Raw genomic sequence first — 18,236 nt, 5'->3', positions numbered from 1 at the left:
ATGTTTGAATGAAAGAGGGCAGCCTGCAGGCTGCCCTCTTTTCGTTTGCGATCAATCAGCGCTGAGCAGTGTTCTCATTGCGCTGGCTGTGCAGGCTGACCAGCACCTGGTCGAGGATTGACGATGCACCCCAAGGGCGTGGGTGATTCAGAATCGCTACTACCGCCCAAGAGTTGCCGTCACCATCGCGGCTGTAGCCGGCAATCGCACGCACGGTATTCAGGGTGCCCGTCTTGATGTGTGCCTTGCCCGCCACCTGCGTGTTGCGCAGGCGTTTGCGCATGGTGCCATCCACTGCCGCAAGCGGCATCGAAGAGATGAACTCGGCGGCGTAGGGGCTGCGCCAGGCGGCTTGCAGCAGGCTAGCGAGCTCGCGCGCGCTGACGCGCTCGGCGCGGGACAGGCCCGAGCCATTCTCGATGACCAGGTGCGGCGAAATCAGCCCCTTCTTCGCCAGCCACTGGCGAATAACACGCTGGGCTGCCTTGGAGTCATCGCCATCCGCCTCGTTACGAAACTCGGCACCAAGACTCAGGAACAGCTGCCTGGCCATGGTGTTGTTACTGTATTTGTTGATGTCGCGGATGATCTCCACCAGATCGGGCGAGAATGCCCGGGCCAGAAGGCGGGCGTCGTCCGGTACCTGGGCCACCCGATCATGACCGCGAATGCTGCCACCCAACTCACCCCAGATGGCTCGCACCGCTCCTGCGGCGTAGCGTTGATGATCCAGCAGGGACAAGTATGTCTGGGTCTTGCAGCCGGCTGCGAGTTTCCCCGTGACCACCACGGTGACGCCGTCGGCGTCGGTAACCGGATTGAACAGAACATCCGGCCAGCTTGGGCACTTGGCTGGCGGAAGCGCCCTGACGCGATTGTCGATGCGTACGCTAGCGATTGGTGGCTCCACGGCCACGTTCACTTTGCCGCCATCGTTGCGCACGATGAATCGCAGAGCCTTGAGGTTGACCAGCAGCGAGTCGGGACCGACCAGGAACGGCTTGTTCTGGTCGCCGCCGTCATCGTTGAAAATCGGCAGATCCGGTTGGATGAAGTGGCTGCGGTCAAGAACCAGATCGCCGGTCACTTCGCGCACGCCGTTGGCGCGGAGATCGCGCAACAACAACCAGAGCTTTTCCATGTTCAGCTTGGGATCACCGCCGCCCTTGAGATAAAGGTTGCCGTTGAGTGTGCCGTTGACCAAAGGGCCGTCGGCGTAGAACTCGGTCTTCCACTGATGGTTGGGCCCGAGCAGCTCGAGCGCGGCATAGGTGGTAACCAGCTTCATGGTGGAGGCGGGGTTCACTGAAACATCGGCGTTGACGAAGGTCGGTGCGCCTTTGGCATTGAGCGGCAGCATGACGACCGAGAGCGCGTCGCGGTCGATCTTGTTGGCTTTCAGTGCCTTCGTTACCGGCGCTGGCAGCGCCTGATTCACCGGGGCGGCCTGGATGGGCCAGGTCAATGGCAAAGCCAGCGCGGCGATGGCCATGCTGCGACGGAATCTATTCATTTGTCGGCGCCTCTGAAAAACGGGCACGAATCGCTGAATGCGGCATACGGATTCCCACTGCTTTAAGGGAAAGATGCGGGCAATTATGCCCGGGCTGTGGAGGCGCGGTGCCTCTATCCGATAAGCGTAGCCGGGCCCGACGCTATCCTGCAAAAGCGTTGAGCAAAGAATTTTTATCGGGGCTGTGCCGGTCTGGCAGTTTCGTCGCTTAACCCTGGCGTAACTGGTAGAGTGCGCGCCGTTATCAAACCAGAAAAGGACCGATCCAATGGCTACCAATCGCTCGCGTCGCCTGCGCAAGAAACTCTGTGTCGACGAATTCCAGGAGCTTGGCTTCGAGATCAACCTGACCTACCGCGAGGGGATCGATGGCAAGGCCGTGGATGAGTTCCTCGAAGCGTTCGTCACCGAAGCCATGGAAGCCAAGGGGCTCGGCTACATCGGCGGCGAAGATTACGGCTTCGTTTGCCTGGGCCGTCGTGGTTCCGTCAGCGAGGAGCAGCGCGCGGAAGTGGATGCCTGGCTGAAGGGGCGTTCCGAACTTGCCGAGTACACCGTCAGCCCGCTGATGGACGTCTGGTATCCGGAAAACCCGATCAGGACCGAGGCGTAGTCGCCTTCTCCTGCTCCTCAGCTGCCTGCGGTCGTTTCGACGACCGCCTGGCCATCAAGCGGCGCAGCAGGTAGCCGATCAGTGTCACTCCCAGCGCCAGTCCAACGCCGATCGTGGCGTTGATCAAGCGCACTTGGGGCAGGTCCCAGTCCTGCGCCAAGGTTTCCGCCAGCAGCAAAAAGCTGAGTGTGGTTTGCAGCACGAATAAGCCGTAGTGATGCGCTTGAAAAGCCCGGCCGAATACCACCAGCGGCAGCAGAATCATCACCATCAGTGGCGGATCCGCAAGGCTGTGGCCCATGTAGATCAGAATGGCCGCCGCACCGAGAATGCCCACGCAGGCCTGTACCGCACGCACCAGGCTGCGTTCCATGTCCATCTGCAGTGTGGTGAAGACTGCGAGTGTCAGCCAGTAGCCCCGTGGCAGTTCCGCAAGATTTACGATCACCCCGCCGAGCGCGCATGCCACCACGTAGGTCAGCGCATGCCGCCGCCACTGGCGTATCGGAGTGCGCCGTGCATGGCGACGCAGTACGCGCAGCAGGCTCACCAGGCGTGGCATGTAAGGCCACATGCGCAAACCGTGCATCCCGCGCATGCCGAAGGCGAGCAGCGTCACCCATAACCCGCCCAGCGCGAACAGTGTTGCGATCGCGTAGGGGTTGTTGAAGTCGGCAATGCCATATTGCCCTTGTCCCAGACACAGGCAGATCGCCAAGCCGATGCCCAGTTTGCCCGCTTCGCTGCCATAGCGTTGCAGCCAGGCCAGCAGCAGGCCGTAGAATGCGAACAGGCCCAGGCTGATCAGTGGGTGAGTGGCAGACCAGAAGCCCAGTCCAGCGCTGCAGGCACCCAACGCAATGAGCAGCAGCATGCGCAGCATGCCGAATCGGTGCAGGGGGTTGGCCTTCGCTGCCTGGAACGCGCCAACGGTGGCCCAGAGAAAACCTGGATGACCACTGAAAAGCCCGAGCAGGAGGGGCAGGGCGCAGCCAAAACCGGCGACCAACGCCGCGCCCCAAGCCGGACGACCCGGATGCCAGTGCAGGGTTTCGTGTAAGAACCGTTTCATCCGTCACACCGGGCTGGAGCGGCCGGTCATCTCGCCGGCCATCTCCGTGGCGTAGCTGTCGGTCATGCCGGCGATGAAGTCGATCACCCGCAGGAACGACTGGTACAGCGGCGCTTCCGGGCTCGGTGCGTTGCGGCCTAGGAGATCGAGGATGCGTTGGTTCTTGAACGATAGGTTGCGCCCGCGATGCTGTTCCAATGCGGCTCCACAAAATGCGTTCAGCAGGATTTCCAACGTCGTGTAGGCGCCAATTTCGTGCAGGGTCTTGCGCTTGTCTTGGAATATCTTCTCGCGTGCTATCGCCTTGGCCTGCAGCACGCACTGCTTGGCGGGCCCATGCATGTGCTCGACCAAGTCACCCGGCAGCTCCCCGGCAAGCAGACGCTCCTGCTGGTCGACAAAGGCGCGTGCGGCAGCATTGGTCAGGTGCTCGATCGCTTTGCCACGGAGAATTGCTAGCTTGCGACGACGGGAATCCTTCGGGCCGAGCTGCCGATAGGTTTCCGGCAGGTCGTCCCCGACCAGCCCTAGCAACAATGCTTCCACTTGTGCGTAGTCGAGCAGATCCATCTCCAGGCCGTCTTCCAGATCTATCAGGCCGTAGCAGATATCGTCCGCAGCTTCCATCAGATAGACGAGCGGATGGCGGCCCCAGCGTTGTTCTTCCACCTGAGGCAGGCCAAGCTTCAGCGCAATCTGTTCGAGCAATTGCTGTTCGTTCTGATAGCAGCCGAACTTGTGCTTCTTGTAGCCAAGTGCCTCGGCATGGCGAGAGGTCCAAGGGTATTTGAGGTAGGTGCCCAGGGTGGCATAGGTCAATCGTGTGCCACCGTCGAACTGGTGGTATTCCAGCTGCGTCAGCACGCGGAATCCTTGGGCATTACCTTCGAAGTTGAGGAAGTCGGCCCGCTGGGCGTCGCTCATGTCGTCGAGCCAGCCACGACCTGCGGCCTGCTGAAACCAATAGCGTATGGCGTCTTCCCCGGAATGACCGAATGGCGGGTTGCCGATGTCGTGCGCCAGACACGCGGACTGCACGATCATTCCGAGGTCGGCTGGGCTGCACCATTCGGGCAGGTCGTCGCGCAATACTTCGCCGACCCGCATGCCCAACGATCGACCTACACAGCTCACTTCGAGCGAGTGGGTCAATCGGGTGTGAATGTGATCGTTGCTGGATACAGGATGGACCTGGGTCTTGCGGCCCAGACGGCGGAATGCTCCGGAAAAGATGATGCGATCATGATCCTTGTGGAACGGGCTACGGCCGAGTTCTTCACTGCTGTGTGCGGATTTTCCGAGTCGCTCACGGGTAAGCAGGGTATGCCAGTCCAAGGACTATCTCCATATGGCCTCCAGCAGGCGAGTTTACGCTAACACACTCGCGGGTACGTCTTCCGACGTACTGCGGGATTTCCTCGTTTCAGAGGGTTCGTTCGATACGAACTTGGCAATTAACGCAGCTTCTGGCGCAGTTTCTGCTGTCCTTTGACCAACGGATAGAGCGTGATCGCGACCCGGGCAAGCGTGCCTACCTTGCCCAGCCTGCGGCCAAACAGTGCCAGAATCACGGTCGCTACCATCATCAGCGGTGTCTTACCGGTGCCGTGGTCCGCTTCTTCTCGACGTCCAGCGATCATGGATTTGACCTGCTCGAGCGGGTGGGTCAGCGGCTGAGCATGGTAAAGCAGTTGCTGGCGGTGCATCTCCATGCGCAGACGAACCAGCTCCTTTCGCATGTGCATATCGCTTGCTGCACTGAGTTGCTGGCTCATGGCAAAAGGCGCTCCCGGTCGCGTGCGAGTTCTTCCAGAGTAGCTTGGAACGGCGTGGCGCATGCCTTGGCGAGCTTCAGGGCCCGAGTGATACAGATCAACATGACAATCGCATAGATTGTACAAAGCACCAGAATCGCTGCGATTCGGTGGGTGTCCCAGAAGGCGATCACTACGGCCGCCGAGAGACCCACTAGTACCAGCAGCCCAAGAATGAGGCTGATCCCCGCGAGAAGAAAAAGCCGGAAGGTTCTAGCCTTCTCTTCCTGCAACTCAATACCCAGAAGCTCTAGATGCCCCTGTAGCAGGCCGACAAACGCTCCGCCCAGCTTCTTTAGCGATGGCTTGGGCGCTTCTTCGCCGGGTTTGACATCCATTGGCCTATCTCCGTGAATCAGCGGCGCGAAGAAAGCAGACCAAGAAGGAACCCCACTCCAGCAGCGATACCTACAGATTGCCACGGGTGACTATGCACGTAGTCTTCAGTGCATTGGATCGCCGCTTGGCTCTGTTCGCGCATCGAGATTTCGCGCTCCTTGAGCAGCACCTTCGCACGGGCGAGATTCTCGTTGATCTTGCCGCGCAGCTCCTCGCTCTGTGTGCCGGCGGTTTCCTGGGTGTGCTTGAGTAGGCGTTCGGTATCGCCGATCAGCGTGTGAAACTCCTCGATCAGTGCATTCTGGGCGTTCTGCAAATTCCGACGATGAGCTGACTTGTCGATCAGGGAGCTGTTGTGAGTTGTGGAGGAGGGAATTGGGGTTTCGTCGGTAGTGCCGAAGGTGGACTCTGTAGACATGTGCTGCTCCTCATGAGTGTGCATCAACGGGAAGTTCCGCTACCTCAGGTTTCGAGCATAGCTTGGTGGTAAGGTTCCCGCTTCGGTAGTTGGGCAATGCTGGAGACAGTACAGATTTTTCAGAATACAAAAAGAAACCCGCCGAAGCGGGTTCTTTTTCTACTGCAACGAGTGCTGTAGGTCGCTATTACATCAGCGGGATGGTGTAGCTAACGATCAGACGGTTTTCGTCTAGATTGTTGGTGCGAGCAATATTGCCCCGGGAAGTTGCATTGCGCCATTTGACGTTCAGGTTCTTCAGCGCACCTTCCTGGAAGGTGTAGCCGATATCCATGTCGCGTTCCCAGATCTTGCCTTCGGACAAGCCAGTGCCACGATCTACGTTATCGCCTGTGATATAGCGGGTCATGAAGGTCAGGCCCGGGATCCCGACAGACGCGAAGTTGAAGTCATAACGAGCCTGCCAGGACTTCATGTCTGCATAGGCGAAATCGTTGATCTGGACATAGTTGACCAGGAACGGATCGGTGGCCTCAGCCACATAGGCAAAACCGGTATCGCCACTCATCTTCTGATAGCCGAGCCCAAAGCTGTGGCCGCTCAGAGCATAGGTAACCATCGCGCCCAATGCGCGGTTGTCTACGTTAGACGAGCCATCTTCAGAAGAGCGAGCGTAGCGCAGATCTGTTTTGAGGGACTGCTTATCGCCCAGCGGTAGTACGTGCACCAAGTTGGTCGAATGCTGCTTGTAGACTTCTTCCAGGTTGCTGTAGTAGTACGAGGCGGTCAGGTCATTGGTAAGTTTGTAGCTGCCGCCCGCGAAGATGAAATCATCCACGTCGCTGGAATCAATAGCGGTTTCGCCGAAAGCAGCACCCTTGCCACCATAGGCCAACTCTTCGTTATTGGACGAGTTGCGATGATTGGCGCGGTTGAGATAGCCGCCGTCCAGAGTCAGGCCTTCAATTTCCTTGGAAACGATTTGGGCGCCTTGGAAGGTTTGCGGCAGCAAGCGCGAATCGCTCGAGGAGATAGCCATGTTCTTTAGCTGGAGTGTGCCCACTTTCAGCACGGTCTCTGACATTTTTGCCTTGGCTGCCAAGCCTAGAGAAGAGTATTCATCTGCAGCCTTGTCGGATTCCATCGGCAGCAACCCACTGCCAGTACGTCCGCCACCCGAATCGAGCTTGACGCCCAGCAGGCCTAGAGCATCAACACCAAATCCTACAGTACCTTCGGTGTAGCCTGACTCAACGCGGAGAATAAAGCCTTGCGCCCATTCTTCAATCTTGCTTTGGCCTGGATCTTCTCGGATATCTCGATTGAAATAGAAGTTACGCAGTTCCAGGCCGGCCTTGGTGTCTTCGATGAAGGCGGCTTGGGCGATGGTCGGGACAGCCAGTGTTGCTCCCAGAGTGGCAAGGGCCACGCCCCGGGCGATGGGGGTCTTGAGCATTTCTTATTTCTCCTCGTTGGATGATGCTCTGAAGTCGCTCTTTACGGCGCCCTGCAATTAAACATTACAGGGTAGTTTCAACCTTTAGACTTTAGTCGTCAGGGCTTCGCAGTCAACGTGCTAGACGCTTCGGCTGAATATTTTCCTGTTCGACTGATTCAGAACTACCGCTTTCCGACACTGCATTACGGCGCTGAATGAGTGAACGCACCCTGCAATCTGTTTGTTGCCTTGGGCTGCGGCATCCTAGCGTTTCGTTGGCTGAGAGTCGAATCCTGTCGCCGATGCAGGCGATACGAGTGAGCAGCGAGTCACAATTCGATGCGATTACGCTTGCTCGATGTTCTGTCGGGGATCGTCGATTCGATCTGGTTTTCAGCTGCTAGAATTCGCAACAGGATTAACTGGACGGACATATATATGCTGCCTGAATGCCAGCTTTTCGGAACTTTAGGCTGCCATCTTTGCGAGCAGGCCGAGGAGGTGTTGATGCCTCTGGTGGAGCATGGCCTACTTGTGGAATTGCTGGATATTGCCGATCGAGTGGAGTGGGTCGATGACTACGGTCTACGTATACCCGTGTTGCGCCGGGTTGACACAGGCGAGGAGCTGGATTGGCCGTTTGAGGCGGAGCAAGTCGTAAGCTTTCTGAGAGGGTAGGGCGAACATACAAGTGCTGCTTGCTGCTTAAGCATGGAAAGCAGCCAAAACAAAAACGAAAAAGCCGACCCTGAGGTCGGCTTTTTAATCTCATTCATCTGTTGTGCTGAGATTCGGGATATGGTCGGAGCGACTGGATTCGAACCAGCGACCTTCTCGTCCCGAACGAGACGCGCTACCAAGCTGCGCTACGCTCCGAAGATGGCGCGCATTTTACAGAAAAAGTTTGGTTCCACAAGGGCTTAGAAAAGATTTTTTTGCGAAGGTGCGCGCTTGGTATAGCTGGCTGTCGACGAGCTTGGGTTCTACCCCATTTCCACGGACGGTTTTGAAAGGGCTGAAAACTTCAAATCTTGCCGGGCGACTCTACGACGCATTCGGGGGTTATGAAGCCGCTCGATGTAGTCGAATAAATCCGCCCGTGCTTCATCGCGGGTTCGATACGACTGATGGCCAACGCGTTCCCGTTTGAGCTGACCGAAGAAACCTTCACAGGCCGCGTTGTCGCCGCAATGCCCGACGGCACTCATGCTGCAGACCAACGTGTTGTGATTCAGAAAGCGCTGGTAGTCCGCACTGGTGAATTGGCTGCCGCGATCCGAATGCAGGATCACTGACCAGTCTCCCTGGCGCTGCCAGGTCGCCATCTCCACCGCTCGAATCACCATCTGCCGATCCTGTCGGTGATGCATCGACCAACCGATCACCAGCTTGCTGTACAAGTCGAGCACCACGCATAGGAAGAGCTTGCCTTCCAGCGTGGCTAATCTCCGTGATATCCGTAACCCACTTGCGCTCCGGTTCCGGCGCACTGAAGTCGCGCTCCAGCAGGTTTTTCACGCCTGCTGGGCGGCCGCTGGAAACTCTGCCAAAACCACGCATCTTCCTGCGTGGCCAGCCTTGAATGCGTTCAGCCGTCATCAGGCGAGCAACGCGGTTCAGGCTGACAGCTTCACCCTCGTCGAGCAGATCCTCGTGCATCCGGGGCGCTCCGATCACGCCGCGGCTATCCTCGTGAATCTCCCGAATGCGCCTTGCCAGGCGCGCGTTCTCTTGAGCACGTGGGCTTGGTTCGCGACCCCGCCAGGCGTAATAGCCACTGGCAGAAACCTTCAGGCAACGGCACATCAGTCGTACCGGGTACTCGTCGCGGCAGCGCTGGATCACCGTGTACCGCTCGATGATTCCTTGGCAAAGTACGCTGCCGCGTCTCTTAAAAAAACACGTTCCTTGGTGACTCTGGCCAGCTCGCGCTTGAGGCGGGCAAGCTCCTCATCCCGCGGACTTCCTGTTCCAGGAAAGGCTTTCTCAGTGCCTGGCTGCGCCTCTCGCACCCAGCGGGTGAGCAGATTGGGAGCCACGCCAATCTCCAAGGCCACCTGTCGGCAGCTTGCCCCTGAACGACGAACCAGTTCGATGGCTTCCCGCTTGAATTCGGGGCTGTATTTCTTGCGCTTCATGAACACTCCTTCAGCTCGGCATGAGCTTACTCGAAAGTGTCCGTGCTAACGGGGTAGAACCCCTTGTTGCGTGCATTCATTTCCAACAACAGCACTGCGCTGGATCGTTCGCTCGTTCGCTCGCTCGCGATGCTGGCGGATAGGATATGCCGGCATCGGCTACCTTTGAGTAGCTAAAGCTCTCGAACAGTCCGAACCTGATCTTTGTTCACCTTGCCCGGATTGCCATCGAGTTGCTCGTATTCGTAGAAACCGGACTCGTCGTCGTACTTGGGTTGGTCGAGTGTCTGGATCTCGCGTCCGTCGTTGAGGGTAATGACGCTTGGGTTAGCGCACCCGGTGAGTGCTCCCAGTCCGAAGACGACCAGTAGTGCCGGAATGATGCTTGTGCGCATGATCCTTTCCCTTTTTGATGATGATGCACATGGGACGGACCGACACCGGGCTAAGTTCCCGTGGTGCCTAGCGCTGGAGAAGCTCCGGAGTGTTGAGGTTCGCAAGGCGTGGATCGTTCTCCGGTAGATCCAGAGCACGAGCGCCGAGCGTCAACAGCACGTGGAGAGGGCTTCGATCTCCCGCCTGCCAGGCAGCCTCGAGCTGCCCGCCAAGATGGAGCGGAATCATGCAGAAAAGGGGCTCCCACTGCTCGCTTCGACGAACCATCAGCGGGTGGTCGTGATCGCGTATTGCCGACGCGTGCAGCAAGCGCAACAGCGGTGCATCAATCAGTGGAGCATCGCAGGGCAGCACCATCAGCCAGGGATGGCGGGCAGCGGCAAGGCCGGTTCGAATTCCGGCGAGCGGACCGGAGTAGTCCGATTGGCCGTCCGAGATAAGACGATCGGCATAGGGCGCGTACTGCTCTTGGTTGCGATTGCAGGACAGCAGCAGATCGTCGGTCAATGGTCGAACGACCGAGTGCATCCATGCGATCAGCGGCCGATTGCGCCATTCGATCAATCCTTTATCTCTTCCACCCATGCGTAGCCCCCGCCCGCCAGCAAGAAGCAGGATCGAGCAGGAAGGAAGGGGGCTTTCGGCCATAGCAATGCTCCGGCAAAAGACTGTCGTATAACACTCGACTTGTTCGTCCACAACTGGAGGTAAGAGTCGCTTCGCGGATCAGTCTTTAGGCCTGGTCAAGATTGCCATTGTTGTTCGCGCAGTGGGTGATTGCCCGCACGTCAAACACCTTCTTGTCATGCGCTCGTTTACGCGAGGATGACTGTATTGGATTCGCGCTCGGGGAGTTGCGTGGATTGCGGAGGAGATGACTAGAGTCCACTGTCAATGGACAGTACCGAGTTCGTTAGTGGATGGGGATGGCCCAGCCCATCAGGTTTCCCCCGCGAATAACCGGGGGTGCAAAGGCCGCGAGGCTGAGGGGTGTCGATGAAGGCTGGAGCTCTCTAGCGCTAGAACCGCCTCTAAAGAGCTACCACGGGGTCCGCAAGGCAAAGCGAGCGCTACGGTGCGCGATGCACCAACCGTCGCTGGCTGCCCTTACTCCGGCTAGGTGTCATTCCCTGCCCGCCCAGCAAACAAGACGGCAGCAACAAACCCTTGAATGCGTTGTCTATCTGCTTCATTCGCCGTGCGCCGGGCGGATGTGGCCTTCTTCATTGCCCTCATAACAAGGAGAACGATCATGCAGGAGAGAAACGTTTGGGTCGATTACGCCAAGGCGATCGGTATCATCCTGGTCGTCTACGGACATGTCGCACGAGGGGTCTTCAATGCGGGACTACCCATGGATGAAGCTGAGTTCGTGCTGGTCGACAGCATTATCTACAGCTTCCATATGCCGCTGTTCTTCTTCCTGTCGGGTCTGTTCTTTTTCGATTCGCTGCAAAAGCGCGGCAAGGGCGGATTGATCATCAACAAGGTCGACACCATCGTTTATCCCTTCATCGTCTGGTCGCTGTTGCAAGGCCTGATCGAGGTGGTGCTTTCCAATTACACCACCGGGCAGGTGACGCTGAGCGAAGTGTTCTCTTTGCTGTGGATGCCGCGTGCGCAATTCTGGTTCCTTTATGCGCTGTTTCTCGTGTTCATTGTGTGCTCGTTCCTTTATGCGCGCGCGGATCGCCGCTATTTCCTACCGCTGGTCGTGTTGTTTGGCGTGTTGTTCGTTTTCAAAGACGATCTCACCATCAATTCAGCGACGAAATTCATCCTCGGCAATACAGTCTTTTTTGCCCTCGGCATCTGGTTCAATGAGGTGAAGCAGTACTTCCTGGCGCGTTTTGCTTCGTTGACGCTCTTCTTCGGGACCCTTTTTGTCGCCGGGCAGTACTTGTTTCACGTGTCCTTCGGCATGAATTATGAGGATGGTGGCCTGCCGGTGCTGGCGTTGGCGACCATCTCGATCTTCTTCATGGTCGCGTTGTCGATGTGGCTGGGGCAGTTCCGCGTGAACTGGCTGCTATTTGTCGGCGCTTCGTCGATGACGATTTATCTGATGCACATCCTTGCGGGCAGCGGTGTACGGGTGATCCTCGCCAGCTTCCTGGGGGTCGACTCGATACCGGTTCACTTGGTTCTAGGTACCTTGGTTGGTATCGGGGCGCCGCTCTTGGGCCAGATCATCATCAATCGGTATAACCTGAGCTTTCTTCTTACCCCGCCCAAGCCGGTTTCCGCCACGAACTGGCGTATGCGCAAAGCCGTGGCGCAGTAATGGACTACCGTTCTGGCGCTGCTGTTCTCCCTACAAGAGGGCAGCGGCGCTCCGCTACTGTTTGATTTCACTTTGCTAACCGCAGGTTAGCCGTTCGATTTTCAGATTCTTGTCCGTGTGGATGTTCAAACGCCCGCCATCGAACTCCAACGTGACCACCTGATCCGGGCGCAACAGTCGAGCGGACTGCGCTCCGGCTTGGCTACGTGCCTGTTCCAGGAGATCTGGGGTCGCGGTGCGTCCCAGTAGATACTGGACCCGCTCATGATCACATTGGTCGTTGGAGCTGCGTTGGGGTGCCCCGATTTGGGATTGGCAGCTGCTCATGAGCAGTGCAGTAACTAGAACGCTGGCTCGATACAGTTTCGGCATATGGCTCTCCATCTAACGCATGGGCCTCAATACGCGACTAACGTTTCGATCGACTACGATCAATGTTAGTGGCGCGGAAGGCAAATCGCCTGGCAGCTACGGGTACTTAGTGCCACTGGCGTCTTGAAACTCGATGCAAAGGGAACCGGAGCGGCCACCGTTGCGTCTTATTGTTGATGGTCTTTTGCAACTTTCGCGGGCCGATCCGATAATAGGAGTATCTGCTATGTCCACTTCCCCCTTGCTCAAGCGTATTGCTGCCATGTTGGCTGCTCTGCATTTACTGCTGGTCGCGCAGGTTCCACTGGCGCAGGCGGCAATGATTGGTACGCCTGAAGTCATTGCGGAGCAACAACAGCAAGTCGATCGCCAGCAGTTGCTCACGATGCTGGACGATGAAGAGGTTCAGAACAAGCTTGAATCCATGGGGGTTGAGCGAGCGCAAGTGGAAAAGCGCATCAACAGTCTGACTCCATCGGAGCTGGCGCAGTTTAACCAGCAACTCGACCAAGCACCGGCTGGAGCTGGGGTGGTTGGAATCATCGTGCTGTTTCTGGTGATCTTCATCATCACAGACATGCTCTGCGCAACCAATATCTTCAATTTCGTCAATTGTATAAACCGTTGAGTTGGCGTCATGGCTGGGCTCTCACACTAGCCATCGGTTTGCTCGGGGGCTGCGCACAGCAACCGCTGGTCGACGGCGCAAGTACGCAGCTTCCCGAGCGCGTCGAACTTGTCGATGTTCCTTTCTTTGCGCAAGAGGATTACCAGTGCGGCCCTGCCGCACTTGCGACGATGCTGGTTCAGCGCGGGCGAGCCGTTACGCCAGAACAATTGGTCGAGCAGGTCTACATACCGCAGCGCAAAGGCAGTCTGCAGGTCGAAATGGTCGCTGCAGCGCGCGCCAGTGGGACGCTGGTCTATCCGCTGCGACCGAGCCTGAAAGCGCTTCTTGCTGAAGTCGCAGCCGGTAATCCGGTACTGGTCCTGCAGAATTTAGCTTTCGACCGCTGGCCGCAGTGGCATTTTGCAGTAGTGGTTGGGTATGACTTGGCTGAGCAAGAGTTAGTTCTTCGCTCCGGGACGACCAGGCGATGGACCGGCAGCTTTCGCCTGTTCGAACGCAGCTGGGCGAAGGGCGATCGCTGGGCAGTGGTGATGGTTGCCCCTGACCATGTGCCAGCCACCGCGGAGGAAACTGTATGGCTAAGAGCGGCCAGCGATCTGGAGCAAGTAGGGCAGGTCGAGGCCGCACGCACCGCTTACCGAACTGCCGGTGCGCGTTGGGCGGGCGGCTTAGCTTGGTTCGCCTTAGCCAACAGCGAATACGCCGCGGGTGATCATGCGGCCGCGGAAGACGCCTTGCGTACGTCGCTGAGTCGCGATTCGGCTTTTGCGGTGGGCTGGTTCAATCTTTCTCAGGTGATGGCCGAGAGGGGGTGCACAGCGGAAGCAGTCAAGGCACGGATCTGTGCCGTGCAGCTGGCTCCAAACGATAGCCGCTTTACCGAACCGCTGCCTGAGCCTATTGGTTCTGGCAGACCTACGTGTCGGGCGGTGCCCTCCTGTCCGTCAACTGGTGACCATCAGAAACCGAGGCGATCACGTAGGCTGTAGTACAAGGCGCCGAGAGCGCTGAGCGGCACTCGCAGTTGGTGCCCGCCAGGGAACGGATGATGCGGCAGGCTGGCGAAGGCGTCGAAGCGTTCTGCTTGCCCCCTTAGCGCTTCGCTGATGATCTTGCCGGCCAGGTGGGTGTAGGTAACACCGTGGCCGCTGCAGCCCTGTGAGTAGTAGATGTTTTCTCCAAGACGACCCACTTGTGGCAGTCGTGACAGTGTCAGTAGAAAGTTTCCGGTCCAGCTGTAGTCGATCTTGATGCCCTGCAATTGCGGGAAGGTTTTTAACAGTTTAGGGCGGATGATCGATTCGATGTTGGCCGGGTCGCGGGCGCCGTAGGCAACGCCGCCGCCATAGATCAGGCGCTTGTCGGCCGAAAGTCGGTAGTAGTCGAGCAGGTAGTTGCAGTCTTCAACGCAATAATCTTGGGGCAACAGACTTCCCGCCAGTTCATCCCCCAGGGGTTCGGTAGCGATTACTTGGGTCCCGCAGGGCATCGACTTGGCAGCCAGCTCGGGGACCAATCCTCCGAGGTAGGCGTTGCCGGCGATCACCAGAAACGATGCATGTACCGAGCCTTCTGCTGTATGTACCACTGGCGTCGGACCGCGCTCGATGCGGATGACCGGACTTTGTTCGTGGATCACTCCTCCCAGCGATTCCAGTGCCGCCGCTTCGCCAAGCGCCAGGTTGAGTGGATGAATATGGCCGCCGAGCTTGTCCAGGGTTCCACCGACGTAGCGGTCGCTGTCGACCACCTGGCGGATGTCGTTTTGATCAAGTAGTTCTAGTTGGTCGTAGCCGTAGCGATGCCAGAGACTCTTCTGAGCTTCCAGATGGCGCATCTGCTTAGTGGTGAGTGCGGCGAAGACGCCTCCGTCCTTGAGATCGCATTGAATACCGTAACGCGCGATACGCTCCCGAATGATGCGGCCACCTTCGAAAGCCATGTCACCGATGAGGCGCGCCTCATGGCTGCGAACGCTGCGCTCCACGCTGTCGATATCGCGGCTGTAGCTGTTTACGATTTGGCCACCGTTGCGCCCTGATGCTCCGAAACCGACTTTGGCAGCTTCGAGAACCACCACCCGGTAACCATGCTCGGCGAGAAATAATCCGGTTGATAGACCCGTATAGCCGGCGCCGATAATGCAGATGTCGGTGTACTTGGTTTCACGTAGCGAAGGGCGTTCCGGAGCCACATTTGCTGAAGCCGCATAGTAGGAAAGGGGATAGTTTGCGTGCGACATATTGGTATCCCTGTTGAAAATATTTGACGCGATCCTATCGCGGCCGTCGCCGCATCGCTAGGGATGGATTCGGCCTCCTTCGTGAGTCGTTCAAAGATTCCAAATATCAGAGGCTTAGCGAGAAAAAGTGCTTGACTCCCGCGGGTAGCACTATAGAATGCGCACCCATCGAAGGCACATAGCTCAGTTGGTTAGAGCACCACCTTGACATGGTGGGGGTCGTTGGTTCGAATCCAATTGTGCCTACCAAATCGGAAAAAGGGTCGCGAAAGCGGCCCTTTTTTTTGGCCTGCTTGCCAGTTGCTATGCGTTTCTGAAAGCATGCCTGTTCAATTTCCTCCAGTGACTTCGGTTTCTGCGAATCGAGCCTACCGGCGCCTGCCACTGTGCGGCAGGAGACTCGCGGAATCGCTTTCCTGGCTCATCCCAACCCACGTGGCCTTTGGTAGGGGTCACCACTAGGAGAGGAGGCGCCATGCCCATCGTTACTCTTCCTGACGGCAGTCAGCGTTCGTTTGATCATCCGGTATCTGTTGCTGAAGTCGCGCAGTCCATTGGTGCTGGGCTTGCAAAGGCGACCTTGGCAGGTAAGGTGGATGGCAGGCTTGTCGACGCCTGCGATCTGATCGATCGCGATGCGACCTTGCAGATCATTACGCCAAAGGATGAAGAGGGATTGGAGATCATCCGTCACTCCTGCGCGCATCTGGTTGGTCACGCTGTAAAGCAGCTGTATCCCACTGCAAGGATGGTCATCGGCCCGGTCATCGAAGAAGGCTTTTATTACGACATTGCCTACGAGCGCCCGTTTACGCCGGATGATGTTGCGGCAATCGAGGCGCGCATGCGGGAGCTTATCGACAAGGATTACGACGTCGTCAAGAAGGTTACGCCGCGCGATGAGGTAATCGAGGTGTTCAAGTCCCGCGGCGAAGAATACAAGCTCCGCCTGGTTGAAGACATGCCAGACGAAAAGGCTATGGGGCTTTACTACCATGAGGAATATGTGGACATGTGCCGTGGTCCGCATGTCCCTAATACGCGTTTTCTGAAAGCCTTCAAACTGACCAAGTTGTCAGGGGCGTACTGGCGTGGGGACGCCAAGAACGAGCAGCTGCAGCGGGTCTACGGTACTGCTTGGGCTGACAAGAAGCAGCTGGCTGCCTATGTTCAGCGCATTGAGGAGGCGGAGAAACGCGATCACCGTAAGATCGGCAAGCGCCTGGACCTTTTCCATACCCAGGAGGAAGCTCCGGGCATGGTGTTTTGGCATCCGAACGGCTGGACGCTTTATCAGGTGCTAGAGCAGTACATGCGTGCGGTGCAACGCGAGAATGGCTATCTGGAGATCAAGACACCTCAGGTGGTGGATCGGGTGCTCTGGGAAAAGTCGGGGCACTGGGCTAATTACGCGGAAAACATGTTCACGACAGAGTCTGAGAGCCGCGATTACGCGATCAAGCCGATGAACTGTCCGTGCCATGTGCAGGTTTATAACCAGGGGCTAAAAAGTTATCGGGAATTGCCGTTGCGCCTTGCGGAGTTTGGTGCCTGCCATCGGAATGAGCCGTCGGGCGCGCTGCATGGCATTATGAGAGTGCGTGGTTTCACTCAGGACGATGCTCACATCTTTTGTACCGAAGAGCAGATGCAGTCCGAGTCGGCGGCCTTCATTAAGCTGACACAGGCGGTTTATGCTGATTTCGGTTTCGATGATATCCAGCTCAAGCTGTCAACTCGCCCGGAGAAACGGGTCGGTTCCGATGAGCTTTGGGATCGTGCCGAGGCCGCGCTCGCGGCAGCGCTCGATAGCGCCGGTCTGGCGTATGACTTGCAGCCTGGCGAGGGTGCGTTCTACGGACCTAAGATCGAGTTTTCGCTGAAAGATTGCCTGGGGCGGGTCTGGCAGTGCGGTACTCTTCAGCTCGACTTCAATCTGCCGATTCGCTTGGGTGCGGAGTATGTCAGCGAGAATAATGATCGCCAGCACCCGGTAATGCTGCATCGCGCGGTCCTAGGTTCTTTCGAGCGTTTTATCGGCATTCTGATCGAGCATTACGAAGGTGCTTTCCCGGCATGGCTGGCGCCAACACAGGCTGTCGTCATGAATATCACTGACCGGCAGGCTGATTTCGCACTCGAAGTCGAGAGAACGTTGAATCAAAGCGGGTTCCGTGCCAAGTCTGACTTGAGAAACGAGAAGATCGGCTTTAAAATCCGCGAGCATACTTTGCTCAAGACTCCTTATCTCTTGGTTATCGGGGATCGGGAGGTTGAGACTCGATCCGTTGCTGTGCGTACCCGTGAAGGCGTCGATCTGGGCTCCATGCCCCTCGAGCAATTCGCGCAGATACTGACACAGGCGGTTTCCCGGCGTGGTCGCCAAGATCTGGAGTAATGACTATTAAGCGTGAAATGAGACAAGACAAACGAACCGCACCTAAGGCCCCGATCAACGAGAATATCTCGGCTCGTGAGGTCCGTTTGATTGGTGCTGATGGCGAGCAGATTGGCATCGTCTCGATTGATGAAGCGCTTCGAGTAGCAGAAGAAGCAAAGCTGGATCTGGTGGAAATCTCTGCTGATGCAGTTCCGCCGGTGTGCCGGATCATGGATTACGGCAAGCACCTGTTTGAAAAGAAGAAGCAGGTTGCAGCTGCAAAGAAGAACCAGAAGCAGATTCAGGTTAAAGAAATTAAGTTTCGTCCAGGGACGGAAGAGGGTGACTATCAGGTCAAGCTACGCAACCTGGTGCGTTTCCTTAGCGAGGGGGACAGGGCCAAGGTTTCTCTGAGATTCCGTGGTCGTGAGATGGCCCATCAGGAACTGGGGATGGAATTGTTGAAGCGGGTCGAAAATGATCTGGCTGAGTACGGCTCCGTCGAACAGCATCCAAAGATGGAAGGACGCCAGCTGATCATGGTCATCGCTCCCAAGAAGAAAAAGTAACCACCAGGGCACTGGCA

Annotated in this window: 18 protein-coding genes, 2 tRNA genes and 1 pseudogene; 8 read left to right on the top strand and 13 right to left on the bottom strand. The window is 57.4% G+C overall.

Annotated elements, in window-relative coordinates; genetic code table 11:
• Positions 1–55: 55 nt before the first annotated feature.
• Positions 56–1,513: a D-alanyl-D-alanine carboxypeptidase/D-alanyl-D-alanine-endopeptidase gene (gene dacB / locus N8H22_RS09365; protein ID WP_264590241.1), complete on the bottom strand. Its 1,458-nt coding sequence runs from the start codon at positions 1,511–1,513 to the stop codon at positions 56–58.
• A 268-nt stretch (positions 1,514–1,781) separates the two neighbouring features.
• On the opposite strand from dacB, the gene N8H22_RS09360 reads away from it, so the two are divergent.
• Positions 1,782–2,126 (top strand): 50S ribosome-binding protein YggL, encoded by a 345-nt coding sequence (locus N8H22_RS09360; RefSeq protein WP_264590240.1) that lies wholly within the window; start codon positions 1,782–1,784, stop codon positions 2,124–2,126.
• Here the strand turns inward: N8H22_RS09360 and N8H22_RS09355 are convergent.
• The 6 genes from N8H22_RS09355 to N8H22_RS09330 all read right to left on the bottom strand — a co-directional run bounded on the left by N8H22_RS09355 (position 2,110) and on the right by N8H22_RS09330 (position 7,225).
• A complete protein-coding gene (locus tag N8H22_RS09355; RefSeq protein WP_264590239.1) occupies positions 2,110–3,198 on the bottom strand; it encodes an FUSC family protein in 1,089 nt (362 codons plus the stop codon). The genes N8H22_RS09360 and N8H22_RS09355 overlap by 17 nt on opposite strands.
• 3 nt (positions 3,199–3,201) lie before the next feature.
• Positions 3,202–4,533 carry a deoxyguanosinetriphosphate triphosphohydrolase gene (locus N8H22_RS09350; RefSeq protein ID WP_264590238.1) on the bottom strand — a complete coding sequence of 444 codons (1,332 nt, stop codon included), beginning with the start codon at positions 4,531–4,533 and terminating at the stop codon, positions 3,202–3,204.
• 119 nt (positions 4,534–4,652) lie between these two features.
• Positions 4,653–4,973 carry a hypothetical protein gene (locus N8H22_RS09345; protein WP_264590237.1) on the bottom strand — a complete coding sequence of 107 codons (321 nt, stop codon included), beginning with the start codon at positions 4,971–4,973 and terminating at the stop codon, positions 4,653–4,655.
• Complete coding sequence (locus N8H22_RS09340; RefSeq protein ID WP_264590236.1) at positions 4,970–5,350, bottom strand: phage holin family protein; 381 nt, start codon at positions 5,348–5,350, stop codon at positions 4,970–4,972. Before N8H22_RS09340 ends, N8H22_RS09345 begins: the two co-directional genes overlap by 4 nt.
• Before the next feature lie 17 nt (positions 5,351–5,367).
• Entirely contained in the window at positions 5,368–5,769 is a 402-nt protein-coding gene (locus N8H22_RS09335) for a DUF883 family protein (protein WP_264590235.1), read from the bottom strand.
• A 187-nt stretch (positions 5,770–5,956) separates the two neighbouring features.
• On the bottom strand, positions 5,957–7,225 hold the full coding sequence (locus N8H22_RS09330; protein WP_264590234.1) for an OprD family porin: 1,269 nt from the start codon (positions 7,223–7,225) through the stop codon (positions 5,957–5,959).
• Between the two features lie 420 nt (positions 7,226–7,645).
• Between N8H22_RS09330 and N8H22_RS09325 the strand changes: the two genes are divergently transcribed.
• A complete protein-coding gene (locus N8H22_RS09325) occupies positions 7,646–7,885 on the top strand; it encodes a glutaredoxin family protein (RefSeq protein WP_264590628.1) in 240 nt (79 codons plus the stop codon).
• A 121-nt stretch (positions 7,886–8,006) separates the two neighbouring features.
• On the opposite strand, the gene N8H22_RS09320 is transcribed toward N8H22_RS09325, so the two are convergent.
• The 4 genes and pseudogenes from N8H22_RS09320 to mobA all read right to left on the bottom strand — a co-directional run bounded on the left by N8H22_RS09320 (position 8,007) and on the right by mobA (position 10,389).
• Positions 8,007–8,083, bottom strand: a tRNA-Pro gene (locus N8H22_RS09320).
• Between the two features lie 107 nt (positions 8,084–8,190).
• Positions 8,191–9,345, bottom strand: a pseudogene (locus N8H22_RS09315) (IS3 family transposase).
• A 173-nt stretch (positions 9,346–9,518) separates the two neighbouring features.
• Positions 9,519–9,740 carry a YgdI/YgdR family lipoprotein gene (locus N8H22_RS09310; RefSeq protein ID WP_264590233.1) on the bottom strand — a complete coding sequence of 74 codons (222 nt, stop codon included), beginning with the start codon at positions 9,738–9,740 and terminating at the stop codon, positions 9,519–9,521.
• 67 nt (positions 9,741–9,807) lie between these two features.
• Positions 9,808–10,389: a molybdenum cofactor guanylyltransferase MobA gene (mobA, locus tag N8H22_RS09305; RefSeq protein ID WP_264590232.1), complete on the bottom strand. Its 582-nt coding sequence runs from the start codon at positions 10,387–10,389 to the stop codon at positions 9,808–9,810.
• Between the two features lie 604 nt (positions 10,390–10,993).
• Between mobA and N8H22_RS09300 the strand changes: the two genes are divergently transcribed.
• Complete coding sequence (locus N8H22_RS09300) at positions 10,994–12,025, top strand: acyltransferase (protein ID WP_264590231.1); 1,032 nt, start codon at positions 10,994–10,996, stop codon at positions 12,023–12,025.
• Between the two features lie 75 nt (positions 12,026–12,100).
• Here N8H22_RS09300 and N8H22_RS09295 read toward each other — a convergent pair whose 3' ends face one another.
• Positions 12,101–12,352 (bottom strand): I78 family peptidase inhibitor, encoded by a 252-nt coding sequence (locus N8H22_RS09295; RefSeq protein WP_264590627.1) that lies wholly within the window; start codon positions 12,350–12,352, stop codon positions 12,101–12,103.
• A 271-nt stretch (positions 12,353–12,623) separates the two neighbouring features.
• Here N8H22_RS09295 and N8H22_RS09290 point away from each other — a divergent pair, with 271 nt between their 5' ends.
• Positions 12,624–13,025 (top strand): PA2779 family protein, encoded by a 402-nt coding sequence (locus tag N8H22_RS09290; protein WP_264590230.1) that lies wholly within the window; start codon positions 12,624–12,626, stop codon positions 13,023–13,025.
• Positions 13,022–14,017: a PA2778 family cysteine peptidase gene (locus N8H22_RS09285; protein ID WP_264590229.1), complete on the top strand. Its 996-nt coding sequence runs from the start codon at positions 13,022–13,024 to the stop codon at positions 14,015–14,017. Before N8H22_RS09290 ends, N8H22_RS09285 begins: the two co-directional genes overlap by 4 nt.
• Here N8H22_RS09285 and N8H22_RS09280 read toward each other — a convergent pair.
• Complete coding sequence (locus N8H22_RS09280; protein ID WP_264590228.1) at positions 13,987–15,270, bottom strand: FAD-binding oxidoreductase; 1,284 nt, start codon at positions 15,268–15,270, stop codon at positions 13,987–13,989. The two genes, N8H22_RS09285 and N8H22_RS09280, sit on opposite strands and share 31 nt — an antisense overlap.
• Positions 15,271–15,442: 172 nt before the next feature.
• Here N8H22_RS09280 and N8H22_RS09275 point away from each other — a divergent pair.
• The 3 genes from N8H22_RS09275 (at position 15,443) to infC (ending at position 18,219) form a co-directional block, all read left to right on the top strand.
• A tRNA-Val gene (locus N8H22_RS09275) sits at positions 15,443–15,519 on the top strand.
• Positions 15,520–15,745: 226 nt separating this feature from the next.
• Complete coding sequence (thrS, locus tag N8H22_RS09270) at positions 15,746–17,668, top strand: threonine--tRNA ligase (protein ID WP_264590227.1); 1,923 nt, start codon at positions 15,746–15,748, stop codon at positions 17,666–17,668.
• Positions 17,668–18,219 carry a translation initiation factor IF-3 gene (gene infC, locus N8H22_RS09265; protein ID WP_264590226.1) on the top strand — a complete coding sequence of 184 codons (552 nt, stop codon included), beginning with the start codon at positions 17,668–17,670 and terminating at the stop codon, positions 18,217–18,219. The genes thrS and infC overlap by 1 nt, the downstream gene beginning before the upstream one ends.
• Positions 18,220–18,236: the final 17 nt, after the last annotated feature.

It is taken from the genome of Stutzerimonas sp. S1, assembly GCF_025966695.1.
GTDB lineage: Bacteria > Pseudomonadota > Gammaproteobacteria > Pseudomonadales > Pseudomonadaceae > Stutzerimonas.
The sequence above is the reverse complement of the archived record's forward strand: the minus strand, read 5'-3'. Positions and strand labels throughout refer to the sequence as shown.